At 70.5% G+C, this 23003-nt stretch carries 20 protein-coding genes; 13 read left to right on the forward strand and 7 right to left on the reverse strand.

Annotated elements, in window-relative coordinates:
- Positions 1–195: 195 nt before the first annotated feature.
- Positions 196–969, reverse strand: coding sequence for a bifunctional DNA primase/polymerase (locus AB0903_RS00500; RefSeq protein WP_366697455.1), 774 nt, complete (start codon positions 967–969; stop codon positions 196–198).
- Positions 970–1539: 570 nt separating this feature from the next.
- Between AB0903_RS00500 and AB0903_RS00505 the strand changes: the two genes are divergently transcribed.
- Complete coding sequence (locus tag AB0903_RS00505) at positions 1540–3021, forward strand: PP2C family protein-serine/threonine phosphatase (protein WP_366697457.1); 1482 nt, start codon at positions 1540–1542, stop codon at positions 3019–3021.
- A 208-nt stretch (positions 3022–3229) separates the two neighbouring features.
- A complete protein-coding gene (locus tag AB0903_RS00510; protein ID WP_366697877.1) occupies positions 3230–4645 on the forward strand; it encodes an aminopeptidase P family protein in 1416 nt (471 codons plus the stop codon).
- A 33-nt stretch (positions 4646–4678) separates the two neighbouring features.
- On the opposite strand, the gene AB0903_RS00515 is transcribed toward AB0903_RS00510, so the two are convergent.
- Positions 4679–5140: an ATP-binding protein gene (locus tag AB0903_RS00515; RefSeq protein WP_366697459.1), complete on the reverse strand. Its 462-nt coding sequence runs from the start codon at positions 5138–5140 to the stop codon at positions 4679–4681.
- A 192-nt stretch (positions 5141–5332) separates the two neighbouring features.
- Between AB0903_RS00515 and AB0903_RS00520 the strand changes: the two genes are divergently transcribed.
- The 9 genes from AB0903_RS00520 to AB0903_RS00560 all read left to right on the forward strand — a co-directional run bounded on the left by AB0903_RS00520 (position 5333) and on the right by AB0903_RS00560 (position 15137).
- Complete coding sequence (locus AB0903_RS00520) at positions 5333–6115, forward strand: hypothetical protein (protein WP_366697461.1); 783 nt, start codon at positions 5333–5335, stop codon at positions 6113–6115.
- Positions 6116–6211: 96 nt separating this feature from the next.
- Positions 6212–6952: a YcnI family protein gene (locus AB0903_RS00525; RefSeq protein ID WP_366697463.1), complete on the forward strand. Its 741-nt coding sequence runs from the start codon at positions 6212–6214 to the stop codon at positions 6950–6952.
- 36 nt (positions 6953–6988) lie between these two features.
- Positions 6989–7690, forward strand: coding sequence for an SCO family protein (locus AB0903_RS00530; RefSeq protein ID WP_366697465.1), 702 nt, complete (start codon positions 6989–6991; stop codon positions 7688–7690).
- Positions 7687–8139 carry a copper chaperone PCu(A)C gene (locus AB0903_RS00535; RefSeq protein ID WP_366697467.1) on the forward strand — a complete coding sequence of 151 codons (453 nt, stop codon included), beginning with the start codon at positions 7687–7689 and terminating at the stop codon, positions 8137–8139. The genes AB0903_RS00530 and AB0903_RS00535 overlap by 4 nt, the downstream gene beginning before the upstream one ends.
- A 22-nt stretch (positions 8140–8161) precedes the next feature.
- Positions 8162–10105 carry a copper resistance protein CopC gene (locus AB0903_RS00540; RefSeq protein WP_366697469.1) on the forward strand — a complete coding sequence of 648 codons (1944 nt, stop codon included), beginning with the start codon at positions 8162–8164 and terminating at the stop codon, positions 10103–10105.
- Between the two features lie 15 nt (positions 10106–10120).
- Positions 10121–11389 carry an iron uptake transporter deferrochelatase/peroxidase subunit gene (gene efeB / locus AB0903_RS00545; RefSeq protein WP_366697471.1) on the forward strand — a complete coding sequence of 423 codons (1269 nt, stop codon included), beginning with the start codon at positions 10121–10123 and terminating at the stop codon, positions 11387–11389.
- 32 nt (positions 11390–11421) lie between these two features.
- Complete coding sequence (gene pheA, locus AB0903_RS00550) at positions 11422–12357, forward strand: prephenate dehydratase (protein WP_366697473.1); 936 nt, start codon at positions 11422–11424, stop codon at positions 12355–12357.
- Between the two features lie 693 nt (positions 12358–13050).
- Entirely contained in the window at positions 13051–14328 is a 1278-nt protein-coding gene (gene serS / locus AB0903_RS00555; RefSeq protein WP_366697475.1) for a serine--tRNA ligase, read from the forward strand.
- Positions 14325–15137 carry an HAD family hydrolase gene (locus AB0903_RS00560; protein ID WP_366697477.1) on the forward strand — a complete coding sequence of 271 codons (813 nt, stop codon included), beginning with the start codon at positions 14325–14327 and terminating at the stop codon, positions 15135–15137. The genes serS and AB0903_RS00560 overlap by 4 nt, the downstream gene beginning before the upstream one ends.
- Positions 15138–15400: 263 nt before the next feature.
- Here the strand turns inward: AB0903_RS00560 and AB0903_RS00565 are convergent, their stop codons facing one another.
- The 5 genes from AB0903_RS00565 to AB0903_RS00585 form a co-directional block, all read right to left on the reverse strand.
- Positions 15401–16090: a hypothetical protein gene (locus AB0903_RS00565; RefSeq protein WP_366697479.1), complete on the reverse strand. Its 690-nt coding sequence runs from the start codon at positions 16088–16090 to the stop codon at positions 15401–15403.
- Positions 16091–16361: 271 nt separating this feature from the next.
- Positions 16362–17081 (reverse strand): ABC transporter permease, encoded by a 720-nt coding sequence (locus AB0903_RS00570; RefSeq protein ID WP_366697481.1) that lies wholly within the window; start codon positions 17079–17081, stop codon positions 16362–16364.
- Positions 17082–17098: 17 nt separating this feature from the next.
- Positions 17099–18010 carry an ABC transporter ATP-binding protein gene (locus AB0903_RS00575; protein ID WP_366697483.1) on the reverse strand — a complete coding sequence of 304 codons (912 nt, stop codon included), beginning with the start codon at positions 18008–18010 and terminating at the stop codon, positions 17099–17101.
- Positions 18007–18915 carry an ABC transporter permease gene (locus AB0903_RS00580; RefSeq protein ID WP_366697485.1) on the reverse strand — a complete coding sequence of 303 codons (909 nt, stop codon included), beginning with the start codon at positions 18913–18915 and terminating at the stop codon, positions 18007–18009. The genes AB0903_RS00575 and AB0903_RS00580 overlap by 4 nt, the downstream gene beginning before the upstream one ends.
- Complete coding sequence (locus AB0903_RS00585) at positions 18912–19874, reverse strand: ABC transporter ATP-binding protein (RefSeq protein WP_366697879.1); 963 nt, start codon at positions 19872–19874, stop codon at positions 18912–18914. The genes AB0903_RS00580 and AB0903_RS00585 overlap by 4 nt, the downstream gene beginning before the upstream one ends.
- Before the next feature lie 263 nt (positions 19875–20137).
- Between AB0903_RS00585 and AB0903_RS00590 the strand changes: the two genes are divergently transcribed.
- Positions 20138–21925 (forward strand): SDR family oxidoreductase, encoded by a 1788-nt coding sequence (locus AB0903_RS00590; RefSeq protein WP_366697487.1) that lies wholly within the window; start codon positions 20138–20140, stop codon positions 21923–21925.
- A 34-nt stretch (positions 21926–21959) separates the two neighbouring features.
- Positions 21960–22901, forward strand: a complete 942-nt coding sequence (locus AB0903_RS00595) for a MerR family transcriptional regulator (protein ID WP_366697489.1) — start codon at positions 21960–21962, stop codon at positions 22899–22901.
- Positions 22902–23003: the final 102 nt, after the last annotated feature.

Below are 23003 nucleotides of genomic sequence, written 5' to 3' on the forward strand. Positions count from 1 at the left end.
CAGGAGCCACACCCACCGGACCGGAAGCCGACCCACCGGAGCAGGAGCCACACCCACCGGACCGGAAGCCGACCCACCGGAGCAGGAGCCACACCCACCGGACCGGAAGCCGACCCACCGGAGCAGGAGCCACACCGACCGGAGCGGGAGCCGCCGGAGCGGGCCGGGAAGGGCTCCGTCAGAGGGTCGGGGCCGTCAGTACGTGAGTCGGCTGGTGCCTTCTCCCGCCTCCGGCGGGTGCAGCCCGCCGGGCGCGCCGGCCGCGCTCGCCTCGACGAGTGCGTCGACGACCGCTTCGACGTCCGGCAGCCAGGGCGCGGCGGAACCGGGCAGCGGCGCCCTCTCCCACCGCACTTGCCCCTTGCCGGTCTCCGAGGGCGGCAGCACCAGATATCCGCCGCTGCCGTGGAAGCGCAGGGAACTGGGGACACAGTCCTTGACGAAGAGCAGTTCTCCGAGTTGTTCCAGGGTGTAGGGCGCCACCAGGAGGGACCACCGGGTGGGTGTGGCGACGACCGGCCCGAGCCGCATGTCCATCCGGTCCAGCTCCGCCAGCGCACGGGCGGCGGCGACAGCGGGCAGGCTCACGGCGCACGGCGCGCGGTCGTCGCCGGATCCGCCGTTCGCCCGGGTGGGGCCTCCGGTGGCCAGCACGATCGGCGCGGTCGGGCGGTTGGTCCACCACCAGCGGATCATCCGCTCGTCGGTGGTCGCGGCGAGGATGCCGGGGTCGAAGGGGTGTGCGCCGGGCACGACGCACTCGGGGTCGGGGCAGGCGCACCCGCGGTCGCGGTCCGCGCGGCTCCTGCCCTTGTCCGCCGGCCGGTCACCGCCGGCCGCTTTCAGCCCCACACCGGGAAGTACGGGCCATTTCCACTCGACAGCGCAGGTCAGCGCCGCTTCCAGTTGAACAGGCCCCTTCTTGCGCCGGTACCGGAGCCTGCGTCGCCTTCCGAGGATCTCGCGCATGAGCGCTCGTTCCTTTCCGTTGAACGCCGGGGTCCACATCACATGAGGTGTGCAGGTATTGACTGTGCGTACAAGTGCGCGTGCTGATCGGCGTTTCATCACCCTTGCCAGAGGCATGGGCGCTCCCTGTGGCACCAGCGACAGGATCGTCGCCCGGGGGCCGAACGTGGGCTGTGTCCATTGAACGCGTGGCGAGGGGTGGCGCGCGCCTGGCGCTTGCCGTCCCGCTGTAGTTCTTCCCCGCCACTCGGGGATGAGGCGTGGCCTGCGGCTGTTAGGACGCCGGGGCCCACCGCCAGGTTCCGGGGCGCTGTCAACTGCCCCTGGACATCACCGTTCAGGCACCCAGCACGCTTGCGATGACTCTTCTCCCGAGGGCCTTCGCCCTGGGAGATCCCCCTGCCGAACGCCTTCAGTCGACACCGATCGACCGCCATCACGCGCATTTTTCAGCCAAGTTATCAGGTGCACGCGCGCTTCGCGGACACCATCAATACCACTGGAACAGTGCTGGACATCACCTGACGTGTGCGTGTAGATGTGGATGCATTGATAGCGGCGCAGAATGACATGGGGGTTTGCGATGCTATTGAGCGAAACGCGACTTCCGGAAAGCCGGCTGCCATGAGCGCCCCTCACCTGCCGAAAGTGGCCGGAATCGATCCCACGGTTCCTGCCCCCGCGCACAATCCCGCACCCATGCCCGCTGCCCCCGCCGCACTCCCCGCAGCCGGGGCAGTGCTTCAGGACCGCCTGGCCGGCTGGGTCTCCGACCTCACCACGCTCCATGAACTCACCGAACGGCTGATCAGAACCGGCACGCTCGACGACGCCCTCGACGAACTGCTCGGCGCGGGCGCCGCGCTCGTCGGCGCCCGCCGCGGTCTCGTGGTGCTCGAACCGGCCCAGGGCACCGCACGCGACAGCCCCGTCGACGACGACCCCGGCCCCGGCCTCGCCAAAGGTCTGGGCCTGAGCCGCTCCGACCTCGGCCACATCGAGACGGTGCCGCGGGCCGCGACGGCGTACGGCCGCATCCTGGACGGCGGCCACGGCGACGACGGCGGCCCGTCCGGCGTTCCCGTCCCCGTCGCCCACCCCGATCTGTTCGCCGACGACTCGCTCGACCCCCTCCACCGCGAGGTCGCCACCCGCCTCGGCTACGCGGCCAGTTACACGGTTCCGCTGGCGACCGAGGAGTCCGGCATGCTCGGCGCGGCCGTGTGGCTCTACGACGAACCGGCCACCCCGGTCGAGCGCCAGTGCCACCTGGTCGGCCTCTACATGCGCTACGCCACCGAGCATCTGGCCCGGCTGCGCGAGTTGGAGCAGGCGCGCTCCACCGTCGCGACCGTCGCCGAGGAACTGCTGCCCAGCCGGCTGCCGCGGGTGCCCGGCGTCCGGCTTGCCGCACGACACCACACGGGCACTCACGGCGGGGGCGACTGGTACGACGCGTTGCCGCTGCCGGAGGGCGCACTGGGCCTCGCGGCCGGATCGGTCAGCGGCAGCGGACCGAGCGCGCTCGCCGCGATGGGCAGACTGCGCGCGTCTCTGCGGGCGTACGCGGTGATGGAGGGCGAGGACCCGGTCGCCGTCCTGTCCGACCTCGAGCTGCTGATGCGTATCACCGAACCGGCGCGCACGGCGACCGCGCTCTTCGCGTACGCGGAACCGGCCGACCGGAAGGTCGTGCTCGCGGGCGCGGGCCACGCGCCGCCGCTGGTGACCGGCGAGCGGCGCACCGAGTTCGTCGAGACGTCCCTGTCCGCGCCGCTCGGGATGCTCGCCTGCTGGGAAGCGCCGAGCGTGGAACTGTGCCTCCAGCCGGGAGAAACGGTGCTGCTGTACACGGACGGGCTGCTCCGGCGCACGGGCGAACCCATGGACCACGCGTTCGCCAGGCTCCACGCCGCGGCGGCGAGCGTCCCGCGGGCGTTGCGCGGCGAACCTGTCGCGCTCGCCGACCATGTGCTGCACACCATGCTCCCCGAAGGCCCGGATGCCGCCGGCGGCGAGGACATCGTCCTGCTTGCCGCCCGTTTCGACTGATTCCACACGCTCCGTCGGGTCTTCCTCCGCTCAGACATACGATGGAGAGGTCCCCCGTGCCGACCCGGCAGAGGGGACCGGAGTCATAAAAGGACTCGTAAAAGAACCAGGCCGACAAGCCCAGGAGGCACACGTGGCTGAGGAGCCCACCCCGGCGGAATCCGAACCGGCTGCCGACGCAGCGGGCACGGAGGGCGAGGAGCAGCCGATCAAGCAGCGCAAGAACGGCCTGTACCCGGGCGTGTCCGACGAGCTGGCAGAGAACATGAGCACCGGCTGGGCCGACACCGAGCTCCACGGCCTCGAGCCGATCCCGCAGGCGGAGCAGACCGCCGCCCGGCGCGCCGCGCTCTCGGCGCGCTTCCCCGGCGAACGCCTGGTGATCCCCGCGGGCAACCTGAAGACCCGCTCGAACGACACCGAGTACAGCTTCCGCGCCTCCACCGAGTACGCGTACCTGACCGGCGACCAGACGGAAGACGGCGTCCTGGTGCTGGAGCCCCGGGGCGAGGGCCACACCGCCACCATCCACCTGCTGCCGCGCTCCAACCGTGAGAACGGCGAGTTCTGGCTGTCGGGCCAGGGCGAGCTGTGGGTGGGCCGTCGCCACTCCCTCGCGGAGGCCGAGCAGCTGCTGGGCATCCCCGCCCAGGACGTGCGCGAGCTGGCCGGCAGGCTCGGTGAGGCCACCGGCCCCGTGCGGGTCGTCCGCGGGCACGACGCCGCGATCGAGGCCGCACTGACCGACAAGGTCACCGCGGAGCGCGACGAGGAGCTGCGGGTCTACCTCTCCGAGGCGCGGGCCGTGAAGGACGAGTTCGAGATCGGCGAGCTGCAGAAGGCGTGCGACTCCACCGCCCGCGGCTTCGAGGACGTCGTCAAGGTCCTGGACAAGGCAGAGGCCACCAGCGAGCGCTACATCGAGGGCACGTTCTTCCTGCGCGCCCGCGTCGAGGGCAACGACATCGGCTACGGCTCCATCTGCGCCGCCGGCCCGCACGCCACCACCCTCCACTGGGTGCGCAACGACGGGCCGGTCCGCTCCGGCGACCTGCTGCTGCTGGACGCCGGCGTGGAGACCCACACCCTCTACACCGCGGACATCACCCGTACCCTGCCCGTCAACGGCCGCTACACCGAGCTTCAGCGCAAGATCTACGACGCGGTCTACGAGGCACAGGAGGCGGGCATCGCGGCCGTGAAGCCGGGCGCCAAGTACCGCGACTTCCACGACGCCGCGCAGCGGGTCCTCGCCACGAAGCTCGTCGAGTGGGGCCTGGTCGAAGGCCCCGTGGAGCGGGTGCTCGAACTGGGCCTGCAGCGACGCTGGACCCTGCACGGCACCGGCCACATGCTCGGCATGGACGTCCACGACTGCGCAGCCGCTCGCACCGAGGCGTACGTCGACGGCACCCTGGAGCCCGGCATGTGCCTCACCGTCGAGCCCGGTCTGTACTTCCAGGCCGACGACCTGACGGTCCCCGAGGAGTACCGCGGCATCGGCGTCCGCATCGAGGACGACATCCTCGTCACGGCGGACGGCAACAGGAACCTCTCGGCGGCGCTGCCGCGCCGGGCGGACGAGGTCGAGGCGTGGATGGCGTCACTCAAGCAGGACCGTTGATCAGAACCGGTCATGCCCGGGAGGGCGCGCGGCTCACGACACGTCGAGCAGCGTGCCCTCCCGCCATTTGAGGACCTTGTCGAAACTCACCACGGCACCGCGGCCCGGCCTGTTGCGGACGTGCACATGGTCGGCGAGCTGCTCGATCAGGCACAGCCCCCGGCCGCTCTCCGCGGTGGCCGGTGACAAGGCCGCGGCGCGGCCGCACACGGCACCCCGGCTCGCGGGGAAGCCGGGACCCGAATCGGCCACCTCGATACGGCACTTCTCACCGTCCAGGTAGGCCGTCACGCGATACGCCCTGGACGCTTCGTCGGTGTCGCGGTCCCCGCCGTGCTCCACGGCGTTCGCACATGCCTCGGTCAGGGCGACCGACAGATCGTAGGAAATGTCCGGATCGACTCCCGCGGTCTCCATGGTGCCGAGCAGCAGACGCCGGGCGAGCGGCACGCTCGCAGCCTCGCGCCGCAGATGGAGGGACCACCAGATGCTCATGCTCCAGCCTCCTGGTCGCGGCTCGACGTACCGATACGTATTGCCCCCCGGTACGCTCGGTAAGCGCGTCGCCGCGGTGACGGCCCTCATTCGGCGGATGCGCGTCTCCCGCCGGCCGGTGTATGTCGGCAAACGGGATCTTCCGGACCTGCCGTACGGGCGCCGGGACCGCAGTGCGATGATGAGCCCGCCATGTCGTCCCCACGTCACGTATGCGCCGGAGCCGGTCTGCGGCTGCTGAGGGCCGCGGTGTTCACCGCGGTCTGTGTCGTGCTGTCCGGGACGGGACATGTGCTGGCCGCCTGCCGGGCCGTCCCCCTGTGGACCCTGGCCCTGGGCTTCGTCGGGGTCTTCGTCCTGGTCACGCCCTTGGCGGGCAGGCAGCGCTCGCTGCCTGCCATCGCCGGCGTGCTCACCGCCGGACAGCTGGGGCTGCACACGCTCTTCGCCGTCGGCCAGGGGCATCTGCGGATGGCGCCGACGGCGGACGAAACCCTGATCCGGATGGCTGCGAAGCTGGTGTGTGGAGCAGGCGCCTCCGCCATGAGCGCCGCCGACGCCCGCCGCATCGTCACCCTGGCGGGCATCGACCCGGACGCGCACACGGCCCACGTGCACACCGTGGGCGCCGTGGCCGCTCCCGAACTGCTGCCGAGCCTGCCCATGATGCTCGGACACCTGCTGGCCGCGATCGCGACCGGGCTGCTGCTGCGCCGTGGCGACGCGGCCCTGCTGCGGCTGATCCGGCTCTCCGCCGAATCGGCCCACGAGGTCGTCCAGTCGGCGTGGCTGCGTCCGCTGCGCGCCGCGCTCGTCCTCGTACGGGCCCTGCGTACCGGGCTGCAGGCGCTGGGAGCCGCTTCGCGCCGCGCGCCGACCGCCGCGGACGGGCCTGCCCCGCTCCGTGCGGGCCGGGAAATTCAGCACACGGTGATCAGGCGCGGGCCGCCGCCCGTATTCGTCCTCAGCGCCTGACGCGGCCCACTCGACGGGAGTGGTGCCGCTGTGCCCGCGCACCCCTGTGCGCTCCGACGGCACACCACACCACTTCTCACCGTGGAGCTCTCCGTCATGAACGTTTCCCGTATCGCCGCCGCGTCCGCCGTCGCCGCCGCCTCCGTGCTGGCGCTCTCCGGCACCGCATCCGCACACATCGGCGTCCAGCCGCAGGGCGAGGCCGCCAAGGGCGGTTACGCCGTCGTCAACGTCAAGGTGCCCAACGAGCGCGACAACGCGTCGACCATCAAGGTCGAGATCAACCTGCCCGCCGAGCACCCGATCTCGTCCGTCATGCCGCAGCCCGTACCGGGCTGGAAGATCGACGTCGACAAGTCCAAGCTGGACAAGCCGCTCGAGATGCACGGCAAGCAGATCACGGAGGCGGTCACCAAGGTCACCTGGACCGCCGACGGCACCAAGATCGGGCCGGGCGAGTTCCAGCAGTTCCCGCTCTCGCTGGGCCGACTGCCCGAGGATGCCGACCAGCTCGTCTTCAAGGCCATCCAGACGTACGACAACAAGGAAGTCGTCCGCTGGATCGAGGAGCCCACCGAGGGCGGCGAGGAGCCCGAGTCGCCCGCTCCGGTCCTCGCGCTGTCGGCCGCTTCCGACGACCACCACGGCGCGACCGCGACCGGTGCCGCTGCCAAGGACGACGCCAAGGCGGCCGGTCACGAGGAGGAGTCGAAGTCCCAGGCGGCCTCCGGCGACAGCAGTGACTCCACGGCCCGGGTCCTTGGCGTGGTCGGCATTCTCGTCGGTGCCGCCGGCGTGGCCTTCGGCGTCCTCGCCGGCCGCCGCCGCTCGGCCTGACCCGGCCCGTACCGAACCAGTCCCGAAAGAGAAACCATGCACAGCCCCAAGAGCGACGGGGAACCCCGCCGCAGCCGGCGAGCGCCGCTGATCGCGGCGCTCGCCGTCACGGCCGCCTTCGCGGTCGCGGCCGGTGTCGCCGTCTCGCAGAACGGCGACACCGACACCGGCAGCCCCGTGAGCCAGGTGTCCGCCGAGCCGAAGACCAGGGCCGCGACCGTACTCACCCAGCCGTTCGCCAAGCCGGACCTGGTGCTGACCGACACCGGTGGCAAGAAGTACGACCTGCGGAAGGAGACCAAGGGCAGGCCCACGCTGATCTACTTCGGCTACACCCACTGCCCCGACGTCTGCCCCCTGACGATGAGCAACCTCGCCATCGCCAGGAAGCAACTGCCCGAGGCCGACCGGGACAAGCTCCAGGTCGTCTTCGTCACCACCGACCCCGAGCGGGACACCGCCGCCGAGCTCGCCAAGTGGCTGCCCAGTGCCGGCGACCCGTCCTTCGTCGGACTGACCGGCGACTTCCCGACCATCCAGGCGGGAGCGCGCCGGATCGGCATCGGCATCGACGCTCCGAAGAAGGAGAAGGACGGCACCGTCGTGTCCATGCACGGCGCCCAGGTCGTCGCCTTCTCCCCGAAGACCGATCAGGGCTACGTCCTGTACGGCGAGGACACCACGGCCGACGAATGGGCCGCGGACCTGCCGAAGCTGATCAAGGGCGAGAAGCCGTGACCCGCCGCTCCCCGCTCGCCGCCGTCGCCGCGGTCGCACTCGGCGCCGGCCTGGTACTGGCCGGCTGCTCCACCGACGACGGGCCCGAACTGAAGGTCAGCGGCGCCTTCATGCCCCAGCCCGTCGGCGACATGGCGGCCGGGTTCCTCACCGTCGAGAACGACGGCGACGGCAAGGACAGACTCACCTCGGTCACCAGCACGATCTCCGACGACGTCACGATCCACGAGACGAGCAACCAGAAGATGCGGGAGGTGGAGTCCCTCGACATCCCGGCCGGCGGCGAGCTCGACCTCGAACGCGGTGGCAGCCACATCATGTTCATGACGCTGAAGCAGCAGCCGAAGCAGGGCGACACGGTCTCCATCGAGCTGCACTTCGAGAAGTCCGACCCCATCAGGGTCGAGCTTCCCGTGAAGGAGACCACTCACAACCCGCAGAAGCACTGAGCCCCGAGGGACTGATCAGCTGATGACAGCCACCGCCCCGCGCTTCGGCCGCTCCCCGGCCCGGGTGCTGCTCGCCGCGATCGTGCTGGCCGGCACGCTCCTCGGCGTGCTGCTGGCCGGCGCCGGCCCCGCGTCGGCGCACGCCGTGCTCACCGGGAGCAATCCGAAGGACGGGGCGGTGGTGGCCACCGCGCCCGAGGAGGTCACTCTCACCTTCTCCGAAGAGATCGCCATGGGCGACGACTCGATCCGGGTCCTCGAACCCAGCGGCAAACGGGCAGACACCGCCGAGATCCGCGACCTCGGTACCGATGGCAGCGTCACCTACGGCGTCGAACTGCACCCCGGCCTGCCCGACGGCACCTACACCGTCGCCTGGCGGGCCGTCTCCGCGGACAGCCACCCCGTCTCCGGGGCCTTCACCTTCGCCATCGGCGCGCCGTCGCAGACGACGGTCGCGCTGCCGGACGAGGAGGCCGGCGGCGGACTCGTCGGCTTCCTCTACGACGTCGCGCGCTACGTCTCGTACGGCGGCTTCATCCTGCTCGTCGGCGGCGCCGCCTTCGTCCTGCTGTGCTGGCAGCGGGGCGCCTCGGTGCGGCCCGTGCAGCGCCTCGTCGTCCAGGGCTGGGCGGCCATGACCGCGTCCACGCTCGCGCTGCTTCTGTTGCGTGGCCCCTACACCGGCTCCGGCGACCTCACGGACGTGCTCGACCTCGGCGCGCTTGCGCCCGTCCTCGAGACGAAGACGGGCGCGGCGCTCGTGTCACGGCTGCTGCTGCTCGGCGCGGCCGCCCTGTTCGTGGCCGTCCTCTTCGGCACCTTCGCGAAGCGAGAGGACGCGCGCGAGAAGAAGGATCTGACGTTCGGGCTGGCCGTCGGGGGCACGGTGGTCGCAGCCGGTATCGCCGCGACCTGGGCGCTGTCCGAGCACGCCTCGACCGGTGTCCAGCCGGTGGTCGCGATGCCCGTCGACGTCCTGCACCTACTGGCCGTCGCGGTCTGGCTCGGTGGCCTCGCCACCCTGCTGACCGCCCTCTACCGGTCGCCCGCGATCGAACGCCGGGCGGTTCGGCGGTTCTCCACGGCAGCCTTCACCAGCGTGGTCGTACTCGCCGCGACCGGGCTCTACCAGTCGTGGCGGCAGGTCGGCTCGTGGTCGGCGCTGACCGGCACCTGGTTCGGACAACTGCTGCTGATCAAGGTGGCGCTGGTCGGCGTCATGCTCGGCACGGCCTGGATCTCGCGGCGCTGGACCGGGCGGCTCGCCGAGGTGGCGGACGACGCGGAGAGCACGGAGGTGGCCGAGGCGACGGAAGTGGCCGCCGCGGAGGGGGGGCACAAGGTGGCGGGCGCCGGGTCCGGCGGGACCGCCGGCGCCCCCGCCGACCCGAAGCGCGCCGCCCAGCTCGCCCGGCAGCAGGCCGCCGTGGCGACAGCCGAACGGAGGCGGAGCCGGGACGCGGACAACGAGCGCTCCGGACTGCGGCGTTCCGTGCTTGCGGAGACCGGTGTCGCCGTGATCGTGCTGGCCGTGACGACCGTACTCACGTCCACCGAGCCGGGCCGTGCGGAGGAACAGGCCGTCGGCGCCGGAGACTCCCGCGCCGACGCGCGGACGGCCGGGCCGGTGGAGCTCGACATGCCGTTCGACACCGGCGGCGAGAACGGCAGGGGAACCGTGCGGTTCAGCCTCGACCCGGCGCTGTCCGGCGGCAACGAGATGCACCTGTGGACACTGACACCGGCCGGCAAACCGCTGGACGCCCCCGAGGTGAAGGTCTCCTTCACGCTGAAGGCGAAGCAGATCGGCCCGCTGCCCATCACCCCCGACCGCCTCAGCACGGGACACTGGACCGCGAGCGCCGTCCAGATCCCGATGCCGGGCGACTGGCAGATCAAGGTCACCGTGCGGACCTCGGACATCGACCAGACGACCATCGACGAGAACATCAGGATCGGCTGAAGCAACGTGACACCCGTGACACCTGTGACCTCTGCGGACGACGCACCCGACGCACCCGCCGACGGCATCTCCAGGCGACGGCTGCTCGGCACCGCGGGCGCCGTCGGCGCGACCGGTCTCGTGCTCGGAGCCGGGGGCGGTGCCGCGGCGTACGCGGCGGCGGAGGAGAGCCCGACGGCGCTGACCACCGTGGGGTCCACCGGCATCGCCTTCCACGACCGCCCGCACCAGGCCGGTATCACGGAGCCGCCGCAGGCGCACGGCCATCTCGTCGCCTTCGACCTCGCGCCGGGGGCCGGACGCAAGGGAGCGGCGGCGCTGATGCGGCGCTGGTCGGTGCTGGCGGCCGAGCTGATGGCGGGCCGGCCGGCGGGCGGCGGTGACACCGGCGTGGCACTCGACGCCGGACCGTCGTCGCTGACCGTCACCTTCGGTTTCGGCCGGTCCTTCTTCGACCGCACGTCCCTGGTCGAGCGGCGGCCGAGCGGCCTCGACCCGTTGCCGTCGTTCTCCTCCGACCACCTGGACGCCCGGCGGTCGAACGGCGACCTGTGGGTGCAGATCGGCGCGAACGACGCGCTCGTCGCCTTCCACGCGCTGCGGGCGATCCAGAAGGCGGCGGGCGAGGCGGCCGGGGTGCGCTGGCAGATGAACGGTTTCAACCGCTCACCGGGCGTCACCGCGCAGCCGATGACCGCACGGAACCTGATGGGCCAGATCGACGGCACCGGCAATCCGAAACCGTCGGAACCCGACTTCGACCAGCGCGTCTTCGTCCCGTCCGGTGGCGAGCACCCCTGGCTCGAGGGCGGGTCCTACGCGGTCGTCCGCCGCATCCGGATGCTGCTCGACGACTGGGAGCGGCTGTCCCTGCACAAGCAGGAGCAGGTCATCGGCCGTCGGAAGTCCGACGGCGCCCCGCTGACGGGCGGCACCGAGACGACCGAGCTCGCGCTGGACGCGACCGGTCCGGACGGAAAGCCGGTCATCCCCGGCAACGCGCACGCCCGCATCTCGGCCCCCGAGCAGAACGGCGGCGCCGCCATGCTGCGGCGGCCCTTCTCCTTCCACGACGGGATCGGCCCCGACGGCACCCCCGACGCCGGCCTCCTGTTCGTCTGCTGGCAGGCCGACCCGCTGCGCGGCTTCGTACCGGTGCAGCGCAAGCTGGACCGGGGCGACGCCCTCTCCGCGTTCATCCGGCACGAGGCGAGCGGGCTCTTCGCGGTACCGGGCGGGCCGGCCGAGGGCGAGTACGTGGGACAGCGTCTGCTGGAATCATGATGGGCGGCTCCCGGGCCCATTAGGGTGACGGTATGTCGGCCACGCGCTTCACCTATCTCGGTCCCGAGGGCACCTTCACCGAAGCCGCCCTGCGCACCCTCCCGGAGGCCGCGACCCGGGAACTCGTCCCGATGGTCTCCGTACCGGCCGCGCTCGACGCCGTACGGGCCGGGGAGGCCGCCGCCGCCCTCGTACCGATCGAGAACTCGGTGGAGGGCGGTGTCACCGCCACGCTCGACGAGCTGGCGTCGGGCGAGCCGCTGATGATCTACCGCGAGGTCCTGCTCCCCATCGCCTTCGCGCTGCTGGTGCGCCCCGGGACCACGCTCGCCGAGGTGAAGACGGTGACCGGCCATCCGGTCGCCCAGCCGCAGGTGCGGAACTGGCTGCGCAAGAACCTGCCGGACGCCGTGTGGGAGTCGGCCGCCTCGAACGCCGACGGGGCCAGGCAGGTGCAGGAAGGGCGCTTCGACGCGGCCTTCGCGGGCGAGTTCGCCGGGGCCACCTACGGGCTGGTGCCGCTGGTCACCGAGATCCACGACGCGGAGAACGCGGAGACGCGCTTCGTCCTGGTGGGCCGGCCCGCCAGGCCCGCATCGCCGACCGGGGCGGACAAGACGTCCGTCGTCATCTGGCTGGGTGACGACCACCCGGGCGCGCTCCTGGAGTTGCTGCAGGAGTTCGCCGTGCGCGGGGTCAACCTGATGCTCATCCAGTCCCGGCCGACGGGCGCCGGTATCGGCAACTACTGCTTCGCCGTCGACGCCGAAGGGCACATCTCGGAACGGCGGGTGGGCGAGGCCCTGATGGGCCTGAAGCGCATCTGCCCGAACGTGCGATTTCTCGGTTCCTACCCTCGGGCCGGCGTCACGCCGGAGGATGTGCGGCCGCTGCGGGCGGGCACGTCCGATCCGGAGTTCACGGCCGCCTCGGACTGGCTGGCGCGCTGCCAGGACGGCCGCGCCTGAGGTCGAGCGGCCCTGGCGGTGAGCCTGAGCGTCCGGGCGTGGCGGTGAGTCTGAGCTCCGAGCCTGGTGTCCGGCCCTGGCGGTGAGTCTGAGCTCCGAGCCTGGTGGTGAGACTGACGGTCCAGGCATGGGCCGACGGCCCGGCCCGCCCGCTGAACTTGTCTGTCCACAGCGTTGTCCACAGGTGTGCTTCTCGACCTGGGGACAAGTCGACAACAGAACGCCACAGGGTCGACAAATCGCCTCAGCTGCACCACTTCCATCCACAGGCCCCCGGGCCGGACTCGTCCACCCCATTCCGTTGATCAACTCTTTGGGCGAGAAATTCCCACTCGAATGAGTGCGTGAGCCCGGTTTGGTACAAGAATTCACCAGCCGGGGAACGCTTCCGGAATGATCTCTCCCGGAATCCACAGATCCCCTACACAGGCTGTGGATAACTCTCCGGAACGGCACACCTCCTGTGGACAAACCCAGCCGCACCCCTGAGCCGACCGCACCCGGCGCCACCGCGGAGGCGGCCCACCGCCCGGCTTTCGGCGAAAGCGGCCCGATTGTTCGACACTGCCGGAAGGCCGCCGGAACCCCTCCGCGCAAGGATTTACCGCCACCTCCATCAATTACGCCAATTATGGCAATTGGGGCAAAGTGCCACGCAAGCAGAAATGGAGTCGGCACCGGTAGCCTGGTGGGGTGATTGACCTTCGCCTGCTTCGTGAGGACCCAGACCGTGTTCGCGCATCCCAGCGCGCCCGTGGAGAGGACGTCGACCTCGTCGACGCCCTGCTCTCCGCCGACGAACGGCGAAGGTCCTCGGGCCTCCGCTTCGACGAGCTGCGCTCCGAGCAGAAGTCGCTCGGCAAACTGATCCCCAAGGCCACACCGGACGAGCGGGCCGAGCTGCTCAAGAAGGCCGAGCAGCTGAAGACCGACGTCAAGGCGGCGGAGGCCGAGCAGAACAACGCGGACGAAGAGACCCGCCGACTGCTGCTCCAGCTCGGCAACATCGTGCACGAGGACGTACCGGTCGGCGGCGAGGAGGACTTCGTCGTCCTCGAGACGCACGGCACCATCCGCGACTTCGGCGCGGAGGGCTTCACGCCCAGGGACCACCTGGAGCTCGGCGAGGCGCTGGGCGCCATCGACGTCGAGCGTGGCGCGAAGGTGTCCGGCTCGCGCTTCTACTACCTCACCGGTGTCGGCGCGCTCCTCGAGCTCGCGCTCGTCAACGCGGCCATCGCGCAGGCCACCGAGGCCGGTTTCATCCCCATGCTGACGCCCGCGCTCGTCCGCCCGCGGGCCATGGAGGGCACCGGCTTCCTCGGCCAGGCCGCGGAGAACGTGTACCACCTGGAGAAGGACGACTACTACCTGGTCGGCACCTCCGAGGTCCCGCTCGCCGCGTACCACATGGACGAGATCATCGACGCCGACAAGCTGCCCCTGCGGTACGCGGGCTTCTCGCCCTGCTTCCGCCGCGAGGCCGGCACCTACGGCAAGGACACCCGCGGCATCTTCCGGGTCCACCAGTTCGACAAGGTCGAGATGTTCTCGTACGTCGCGCCGGAGGACGCTCAGGCCGAGCACAAGCGGCTGCTGGAGTGGGAGAAGCAGTGGCTGACCGCCCTGGAGCTGCCGTTCCAGGTGATCGACGTGGCAACGGCCGACCTGGGCTCCTCTGCCTCGCGGAAGTACGACTGCGAGGCGTGGATCCCGACCCAGGGCAAGTACCGCGAGCTGACCTCCGCCTCGAACTGCGACGGCTTCCAGGCGCGCCGCCTGTCCGTGCGGATGCGCGACGGTAAGAAGGTGCAGCCGCTGGCGACGCTGAACGGCACCCTGTGCGCCGTGCCGCGCACCATCGTGGCCATCCTGGAAAACCACCAGCTGGCCGACGGCTCGGTGCGGGTCCCCGAGGTACTCCGTCCCTACCTCGGCGGCCGTGAAGTGCTGGAGCCGATCTCCAAGTGAGCAGCGCCCCCTTCCCGTACCGGCTCGTCGCCACCGATCTCGACGGAACGCTTCTGCGTACCGACGACACGGTCTCGGCGCGCACCCGCGAAGCGCTCGCCGCGGTCACCGCGGCGGGCGCCGCGCACATCGTCGTCACCGGACGCGGTGTGCCGTGGACGAAGTACATATTGGACGACCTCGGCTACGACGGTCTGGCCGTGTGCGGGCAGGGGGCGCAGGTCTACCACGCGGGCGAGCACCGACTGCTGACGTCCGTCACGCTCGACCGGCAACTGGCCGGCATCGCCTTGGCCAAGATCGAGGCGGAGGTCGGCCCGCTGCTGCTCGCCGCCAGCCGCGACGGGCTGGAGGGCGATGTCCTGGTCGGCTCCGGCTATCAGGTGCACGACGGTCCGCTGCCCTACGTACCGATGCACGATCCGGCCGACCTGTGGGCCGCCCCGCTGACCAAGGTCTACATACAGCACCCGACGCTCGGCGACGACGAACTGGCGCAGGCGGCCAGAGCGACGGCCGGTGGCCTCGTGGACGTGGTCATGGCGGGCGCGGGCGTCGTGGAGATCCTGCCGCTGGGTCTGAGCAAGGCCACGGGCTTGTCGCTGGCCGCCCGTCGGCTGGGGCTGAAGGCGGCGGACACCATCGCCTTCGGGGACATGCCCAACGACATCCCGATGTTCGGCTGGGCCGCGCACGGCGTGGCGATGGCGAACGCGCACGACGAACTGAAGGCCGTGGCCCACGAGATCACCACGTCGAACGACGACCACGGCATCGCGGTGGTGCTGGAGCACCTGCTGGCCGGCTGACCCGGCCGGTCGCCTGTGGCTCTCCCGGTGCGCACCGGGAAGGGGCGGCCCGCGCGGATGCGCGCTCGAAGCGGCCGCCCCCGGGACGGCCGCCCGGCGGCCCTGCGGAGTGCGATGACCACTCCGCCGCCTGCCGGGTGCCGCCCCGAAGGGAGCACGAGGACCGGGACTCGAAATCCCGGTCATCGTCGCGCTCCTCTCCCGGTCGGTGTGCCCCTCAACTCTCCTCGCGGGGGAAGTTCAGCGCCACCGAGTTTCCGGCGTCACCTGCATCGTCGCCGCCTCAGGTCCCTGAGCTGACGGGCGAAGTCGTCCATCCTGGCGTCCATTCGGACCATGTCGTCGGACAATTCGCACAGCCGGTTGCTCATCGCCGCGACGACCCGGGTCGTGGCGTCCAGCCGCTGATCGAGGCTGTCGAGCCGCTGCGACATCCGATTCAGCACCGGCCCGAGCTCCTGGAGCGCCGTTCCCACCCCGGCGAGGCAGCTCTCGACGTTCGTGACGCGCCGGTCGAGCGACGCATAGCCCTCGCGCCGGCTGTCTTCAGCGTCGAGGAGGTGGCTGCGCACACGGCGGGCGATGTCGCTGTCGCGCAGAAGCATGGCGACATTGAGCACGGCACGGCGGGTGAAGAGGGTGAGACTCGAGCGGCGCTGTGGATAACTTCCGTCGCCCTCGGATGAGAGTGACATGTTGTCACTCTGATATTCACGCAGGTCAGATCCACGGAGCACGTACATGCCGTTCTCAGCGAGCTCCTCGCGATGCCGCGACGTCAACTGCCTGATGACGGCTGTGGATACTTCGAAGTACCCCGCCACCCCCTCTGTGGATACGTGCATGGAATCAGGAAGAAGGGCGAGTGCCTTCACTTTGTCGAGCGCTTCGACCCGCCCCACGTGCTCGACGCGCATCGCGCGCGACTCGAGCAGGGCGATCTCCGATGGCATGAGGATGCCTTCCGTTCGTGAACTGTCAGGAACGGCCCTCTCCCCGGGCACAGGGGTGGAGGTCGGCTCACGGTGCAACTCACTCAATGACCGGCCCGGACGGTGTACTCACCGCCGGCACCGGCAATCCCCGACTTCACGAACCCTCGACGCTACGAACTCCAGTTGCCTCCACGCACCGTGAACAACGAGCCGATAAACGTACAGTTACGCGATACGCCTCGGCCCCCGCCGGGCAGGGCGGGGGCCGAGGCCGGAACGGGATGCCGGCTCACTCCTCGCCGGCGAGCTTGAGGACCCGCAGCTTCTGGCCCGCGTACCAGGTCGCGGCCACCGTGACGCCCGCCAGCAGGGCGAGGGCGGTCGGCAGGGCCACGTCGGAGCCGATCAGGCCCTCGCCGCCGATCTTCTCGGCGAGCGACAGCGACCACTGCTGGACGCTCAGCGTGCGGGCGCCGGGCACCAGACTGCCGAAGAGCGTCTCCCACACCAGGGCGTAGACGAGCCCGATGACCACGGCGTGCCTGCTGACCGTACCGAGCAGCAGGAACAGCGAGCTGTAGGCGATCGACGCGACGAGCGCCGCCACCGTGTAGGCGATGGCGACCTGTTGGCCGTTGCCGTTCAGGATGAAGCCGGCGATGAACGTGGGCACCGCGGAGAAGGCCATCGTCACGGCGATCGCGACGATCAGCTTGGTGAAGATGATCGTCGGCCGCTTCACCGGCTTGGCGAGCAGATAGACGATCGAGCCGTCGTCGATCTCGGGTCCGATCGAGCCGGTGCCCGCGATGACACCGATCAGCGGCACCATCGTGGCGAGGGCGAAACCGCCGAGGACGTCGGCGGCGACCTGGTCGTCCGCGCCGTTGAAGCCGCGCACGGCGGCCGCGATCAGCAGCAGCAGACCGGGCAGCACGAACAGGACCGCGGCGCGGCGCCTGCCGAGGACGGCCCGATAGGTGAGCCGGGCGACTGTGGGGTCGTACATGATCGTCACAGCTCCTTTCAGGCCGCTACGAGGTAGGAGAAGACCGACTCGAGGGACTCGTCGGAGGGCGAGACCGTGAGCAACCGGATGGAGTGCTCACGGGCCACCTTCGGCAGCAGCTCGGTGAACCGGCCGAAGTCGACGGCCTGGATGCGCAGCGCGCCCTCCGCAACGTCGACCTCGATCCCGGCGGTCGACGGGTCGGCGATCAGGGCTGCGGCGAGCGCCCGGTCGTCGCTGGACCGTACGAGATAGCGGTGCGGGCGGTCCGTCATGAGCCGGCGGATACGGCGGAAGTCACCGCTGGCCGCATGGCGTCCGGCGACGATCACCTCGATGTGGGAGGCGAGTTGCTCCACCTCCTCCAGGATGTGGGAGGAGAACAGGACGGTGCGGCCCTCGGCGCCCATCCGCCGCAACAGGTCCATCAGCTGCATCCGCTGCCGCGGGTCCATGCCGTTGAACGGTTCGTCGAGCAGCAGCACGGACGGCTCGTGCACCAGGGCGGAGGCCATCTTCACGCGCTGGCGCATGCCCTTGCTGTACGTCGAGATCTTGCGGTCCTGCGCGTACTCCATCTCGACCGTGGCGAGCGCCTTCCGCGCCTCCTTGGCGCCCAGGCCGTGCAGTTCGGCGTTGGCGACGACGAACTCACGGCCGGTGAGGAAGTCGTACATCGCCTCCCGCTCCGGGACGACGCCGATCTGCCGGTACACCGACTCGTTGCGCCAGATCGGCGCCCCGTCCAGTGTGACGGTGCCGTTGGAGGGGGCGAGGAAGCCGCCCATCATGTTGATGAGGGTCGACTTGCCGGCCCCGTTGGGACCCAGGAGCCCGGTGACGCCGGGGCCGATGGTCATCGTCACGTCGTTGACGGCGACGACGTTGCCGAACCACCGTGAGGTGTTGTGAATGCTGATCGTGGTCACAGCCCGACCTTTCGGTAGCGGCGCATGAGGACGCCGTACGAGCCGGCGACCAGCGCGAGGACGGTGAGCAGGTAGACCACCCCGGCACCGGTGCCGGGGCCCTCGCCCCCGGGGAAGGCCGAGGACGCGCCGAGGAAGGCGGTCTGCACCCCGTCGATGAGCGTGACCGGTGAGAACAGGCCCAGCCACTGGATGGCGCCGGGCGAGCCGGCCTCCCAGGCGATGGCCTGGACGGTGGACACCGCGCCGTAGGTGATGGTCATGGTCGCGATGACCGCGGCGACGCCGAAGCCGCGACGCGGTGTGAAGGCGGCGAGGACGAGCCCGAGCCCGCCGAAGAGGACGGACAGCAGCGCCACCGAGACCATGCCCTGTGCGAAGCCCTTCGTCTGGTCGGCGAAGTCGAACTTCGCCAGCATCGCGCCGAGATAGAGGATCACCAGCGGTGTCGCCGTCAGCACGAAGACGGCCGAGGCCATGGCCGCGAACTTGGCGAGGACGTAGTCGGCGCGTTCGATGGGCCGTGAGAAGTACAGCGGCACGGATTTGAACCGCAGATCGCGGGAGACCGACTGCGGTGCCTGCGCCGCCAGGAACAGGGCGATCAGCGCCTGCATGACGATCGCGTACCGCGTGTACTTCAGCGGCAGGTCCGTCATGTTGGGCGTGGCGACCGCCACGGCCACGATGATCGCCGCGACCAGGCACATGATGCCGAGCAGGATCATCGGCAGCACCTTGGACTTGGCCGAGCGGCCGAGTCCGAAGGCCCCGCGCAGCGACTGCGAGTACAGGGAGCGGCGCGCATAGGCGCGGCCGAGGCGGGGCCCGTCGTAGTGGCGGTACCCGATGTTGTGGATCCGCGTCGTCCCGGGGGCCCGGCCGCCGTGCGTGGGTGTGCTCATCGGGCCTGCGCCTCCATGGTCCGGGCGGCCTCGGGGCGGAAGACTTCCGCGATGTGGTGGCGCCGCTGCTCCATCCGCACGAGGCCGATGCCGAGGTCGGCGACGGCGTCCCGCACGAGGTCGTACGTCCGGTCGCCGGTCGCCTCCAGCAGCAGGATGTGGCCTGCGCCGGGCAGACCGTCCTCCGTGCGCTCGTGGATCTGGACCCCGGCGGCGGCGAGTGCCGCGCGGAGGGCGGCCGTGCCGTCGGGGTGGGTGTCGGAGTCGGTGACCTCGACGGCGAGCGTGGTGGTGGTCTGGGTGAAGTCCTTGGTGGAACTGGAGCGCAGCAGTGCCCCGCCGTCGACGACGACGACGTGGTCGCAGGTGCGCTCGAGTTCGCCGAGAAGGTGCGAGGTGACCAGGACCGAGATGCCGAAGTCGGTGTGGACGCGGCGGATCAGGCCGAGCATCTCGTCGCGGCCCACCGGGTCGAGGCCGTTGGTCGGCTCGTCGAGAAGGACCAGCTGCGGGTCGTGGACCAGCGCCTGGGCGAGTTTGACCCGCTGCTTCATGCCGGTCGAGTAGCCGCCGATGGGACGGTAGCGCTCCTCGTAGAGGCCGACATGGCGCAGGGTGTCCGCGGTCCTCTCCCGCGCGGCGGTCGGCGGGAGGCCGGACATGCGCGCCATGTGGACGACGAACTCGGTGGCCGAGACGTCGGGCGGCAGGCAGTCGTGCTCGGGCATGTAGCCGACCCGTTCACGGATCTCGGCGCCCTGGGTGGCGACGTCGAGGCCGAGCACGGCGGCACGGCCCTCCGTGGCGGGGGACAGTCCCAGCAGAATCTTGATCAACGTGGACTTGCCGGCTCCGTTGGCGCCCACCAGGCCGGTCACACCGGGGCCGATGTCCAACGAGAGCCGGTCAAGCGCGGTCACCCGGGGGAACCGCTTGCTCAGGCTTTCGGTCGCGATCACAGTCACATTTCGAAGGTAGTGGCGCGCGACACAGCTGACGTCAGCCTCGCGGCTCTATCCGTCTCCGACTCAAGAGGTACGAGCCCGTAGGGGCTGTCCGACCGAAGTCGGGAGTCGGACCCGCGCGTGCGCGCCCCTGGTTCCGGTTGTGCACAACCTGCCCGGGTTGTGCACACCCCTTGACGCAGCCGCCGGTCATTGTCACATTCATCGATGTCAGGTTACGGCTCGTGTCGCACAGGGGACGGACGGTGGATGGACCGGTGAGCGTGCGAGGACTGTCGGGGGCGCGGGAGCGCCGTGTCAGCACGGGAGGCATCGAGTTGAGCGTCGCCGAACTGGGCGACGCGGCGCGGCCGACCGTGATGCTGGTCCACGGCTATCCGGACAGCAAGGAGGTCTGGTCCGAGGTGGCGAACCGCCTCGCCGAGCGCTTCCACGTGGTGCTGTACGACGTCCGGGGCCATGGCGGCTCCACGGCGCCGAAGCCGCTGCGCGGAGGTTTCACGCTGGAGAAGCTGACGGACGACTTCCTGGCCGTCGCCGACGCGGTGAGCCCGGACCGGCCCGTGCACCTGGTCGGGCACGACTGGGGGTCGGTGCAGTGCTGGGAGTTCGTCACCGTCGGGCGCACCGAAGGCCGGATCGCATCGTTCACCTCCATGTCGGGGCCGTCCCTGGACCACTTCGGCCACTGGATCAAGCGACGGATGAGCCGCCCCACGCCGCGCGGGGTGGGACAGCTGGTCGGCCAGGGCGCCAGGTCCTGGTACGTGTACCTGCTCCACACGCCGGTGCTGCCCGAGTTGGCCTGGCGCGGACCGCTGGGCAAGCTCTGGCCTGGGATCCTGCGGCGGGCCGAGAAGGTTCCCGCCGGTGACTACCCGACGACGTCCCTGCCGCAGGACGCGGCCCACGGCGCCTGGCTCTACCGGGACAACGTCAGGCCCCGGCTGCGCCGACCGCGTACCGACGCGCATGCCCACGCCCCGGTCCAGCTGATCACAACGACCGGGGACGCGTTCCTCTCCGAGCGGCTCCACGACAACCTGGGCGCGTGGGTGCCGCGGCTCACCCGGCGCACGCTGGACGCCAAGCACTGGGTGCCCCGCACCCGTCCCGACCAACTCGCCCTGTGGATATCCCGGTTCGTCGACGACCAGGAGGCCGACGCCGTCCGAGAGGGCGGCGCGGCCGCGGCGACGCGCCCCGAACGCGGGCCGTACGCAGAGCGGTTCGGCGACCGGCTCGTCCTGGTGACCGGCGCGGCGAGCGGCATCGGACGTGCCACGGCGCTGGCCTTCGCGGAGGCGGGAGCGCGCGTCGTGGCCGTGGACCGCGACGCGGAGGGCGCCGTGCGAACGGCCGACTCTGCGCGGCTCGCCGGCGCCGCGGCGGCGTGGGCGGAAACGGTGGACGTCAGCGACGAACAGGCCATGGAGAAACTCGCGCAGAAGGTCACAAGCGAGTACGGGACCGTCGACGTGCTCGTGAACAACGCCGGCGTCGGCCTCTCCGGCCCGTTCCTGGCCACGACGTCCGACGACTGGAGGAAAGTGCTGGACGTCAATCTGTGGGGAGTGATCCACGGCTGCCGGATCTTCGGCGGCCTGATGGCCGAGCGCGGTCAGGGCGGCCACATCGTCAACGTCGCCTCCGCCGCCGCCTATTTGCCGACCAGGACACTGCCCGCGTACAGCACCTCGAAGGCAGCGGTGCTGATGCTCAGCGAATGCCTGCGCGCCGAGCTGGCCGGCCGGGACATCGGCGTCACCGCGATCTGCCCGGGTGTCGTCAACACCAACATCACCGCCACCACCCGCTTCGCCGGAGTGGACGAGGTGGAGGAGAAGCGCCGCCAGAAGAAGTCGGCCCGGCTGTACGGGCTGCGCAACTACCCTCCGGAGAAGGTCGCGGAGGCGATCCTGCGGGCAGTAGTACGGAACCGGCCGGTCGTGCCGGTCACTCCGGAATCACGTGGCGCGCGTTTCCTGTCCCGTCTCGCCCCCGGCGTGCTGAGGGCGTTCGCCAGGATCGAGCCGCGGCTGTGAGCCCCGCGGCCGGCCGTCGTTGAGGGAGCGGAGCGTGTCGGAGCAGCCGGCGGCCGAGTACCGGATCGAGGACCTGGCGCACCACAGCGGCGCCACGGTCCGTACGATCCGCGCGTACCAGGACCGGGGGCTGCTGCCCCGGCCCGAGCGGCGCGGACGGTCCAACGTGTACGGCACCGCTCATCTCACCCGTCTGCGGCAGATCGCGGACCTGCTGGACCGGGGCTACACGCTCGCCTCCATCAAGGAGCTTCTGGAGGCATGGGACACGGGCCGTGGGCTCGGCGGAGTGCTCGGCCTCGTGGCGGAGGTGCAGGGTCCGTGGACCGACGAGAAGGTCGACAGGATCTCCCGGCGGGAGCTGGAGCGCCGATTCGGCGGCACGACCGACGAGGACGCCGTCGCCGAGGCGGTGGAGCTCGGCGTGCTGGAGCCCGTTCCCGGGGAGGACGACGTCTTCCTCGTTCCGAGCCCCCAGGAGCTGGCGGTGGCAGCCGAGTTGCGTGCCGCAGGTGTTCCGCTGAGCGCGATCACCGGTCATCTCAGAGAGGTTCGGCAGCAGGTCGAGCACATCGCTGCCCGTTTCCTGGAGTTCACGACGGAGCACGTGTTCGCCCGATTTCTGGAGAACGGGCCTCCGGGCGAGGCCGAAGCGATGGAGGCCGCAGCGCTCGTGCGACGACTGCGACCGCTCGCACAGCAGACGATCGACGCGGAACTGGCCCGCGCCATGCGGACGTTCGCCACGCTCCATCTTCAGCAACACCTCCTGCCCGAGGGGCGAACCCACATGGCGGAGATTCCTGCCACGGTGGCGTTGCCTCGGGAGACAACGCAGGCCGTGGCACGTCTGGTTGGCAGGGACAGCGTGGCCTGCTTCGTCCACGCGGCCACCGAACGCGAGCTGCACAGCAGGGCATTGGACGCGTTGGCGGCAAACAACCATGCACCGAAGGGAGTTGGTCAAAGTGACTGATACACGGTGCCGTTGTCCACAGTTTCGCCAATTCGCCTGTGGATAAGTCGAGTTGACTGTGGATCAAACATCTGAATCGAAAAATCTGAGTGCTGTTACCAC

It is taken from the genome of Streptomyces sp. NPDC048389 (assembly GCF_040706335.1).
Lineage (GTDB): Bacteria > Actinomycetota > Actinomycetes > Streptomycetales > Streptomycetaceae > Streptomyces.

What these genes read in the sequence shown, in the direction of transcription:
- AB0903_RS00500 (WP_366697455.1), bottom strand. Translation starts at nt 969, where the DNA reads ATGCGCGAGATCCTCGGAAGGCGACGCAGGCTCCGGTACCGGCGCAAG.
- AB0903_RS00505 (WP_366697457.1), top strand. Translation starts at nt 1,540, where the DNA reads ATGGGGGTTTGCGATGCTATTGAGCGAAACGCGACTTCCGGAAAGCCG.
- AB0903_RS00515 (WP_366697459.1), bottom strand. Translation starts at nt 5,140, where the DNA reads ATGAGCATCTGGTGGTCCCTCCATCTGCGGCGCGAGGCTGCGAGCGTG.
- AB0903_RS00520 (WP_366697461.1), top strand. Translation starts at nt 5,333, where the DNA reads ATGTCGTCCCCACGTCACGTATGCGCCGGAGCCGGTCTGCGGCTGCTG.
- AB0903_RS00525 (WP_366697463.1), top strand. Translation starts at nt 6,212, where the DNA reads ATGAACGTTTCCCGTATCGCCGCCGCGTCCGCCGTCGCCGCCGCCTCC.
- AB0903_RS00530 (WP_366697465.1), top strand. Translation starts at nt 6,989, where the DNA reads ATGCACAGCCCCAAGAGCGACGGGGAACCCCGCCGCAGCCGGCGAGCG.
- AB0903_RS00540 (WP_366697469.1), top strand. Translation starts at nt 8,162, where the DNA reads ATGACAGCCACCGCCCCGCGCTTCGGCCGCTCCCCGGCCCGGGTGCTG.
- pheA (WP_366697473.1), top strand. Translation starts at nt 11,422, where the DNA reads ATGTCGGCCACGCGCTTCACCTATCTCGGTCCCGAGGGCACCTTCACC.
- AB0903_RS00565 (WP_366697479.1), bottom strand. Translation starts at nt 16,090, where the DNA reads ATGCCATCGGAGATCGCCCTGCTCGAGTCGCGCGCGATGCGCGTCGAG.
- AB0903_RS00570 (WP_366697481.1), bottom strand. Translation starts at nt 17,081, where the DNA reads ATGTACGACCCCACAGTCGCCCGGCTCACCTATCGGGCCGTCCTCGGC.
- AB0903_RS00580 (WP_366697485.1), bottom strand. Translation starts at nt 18,915, where the DNA reads ATGAGCACACCCACGCACGGCGGCCGGGCCCCCGGGACGACGCGGATC.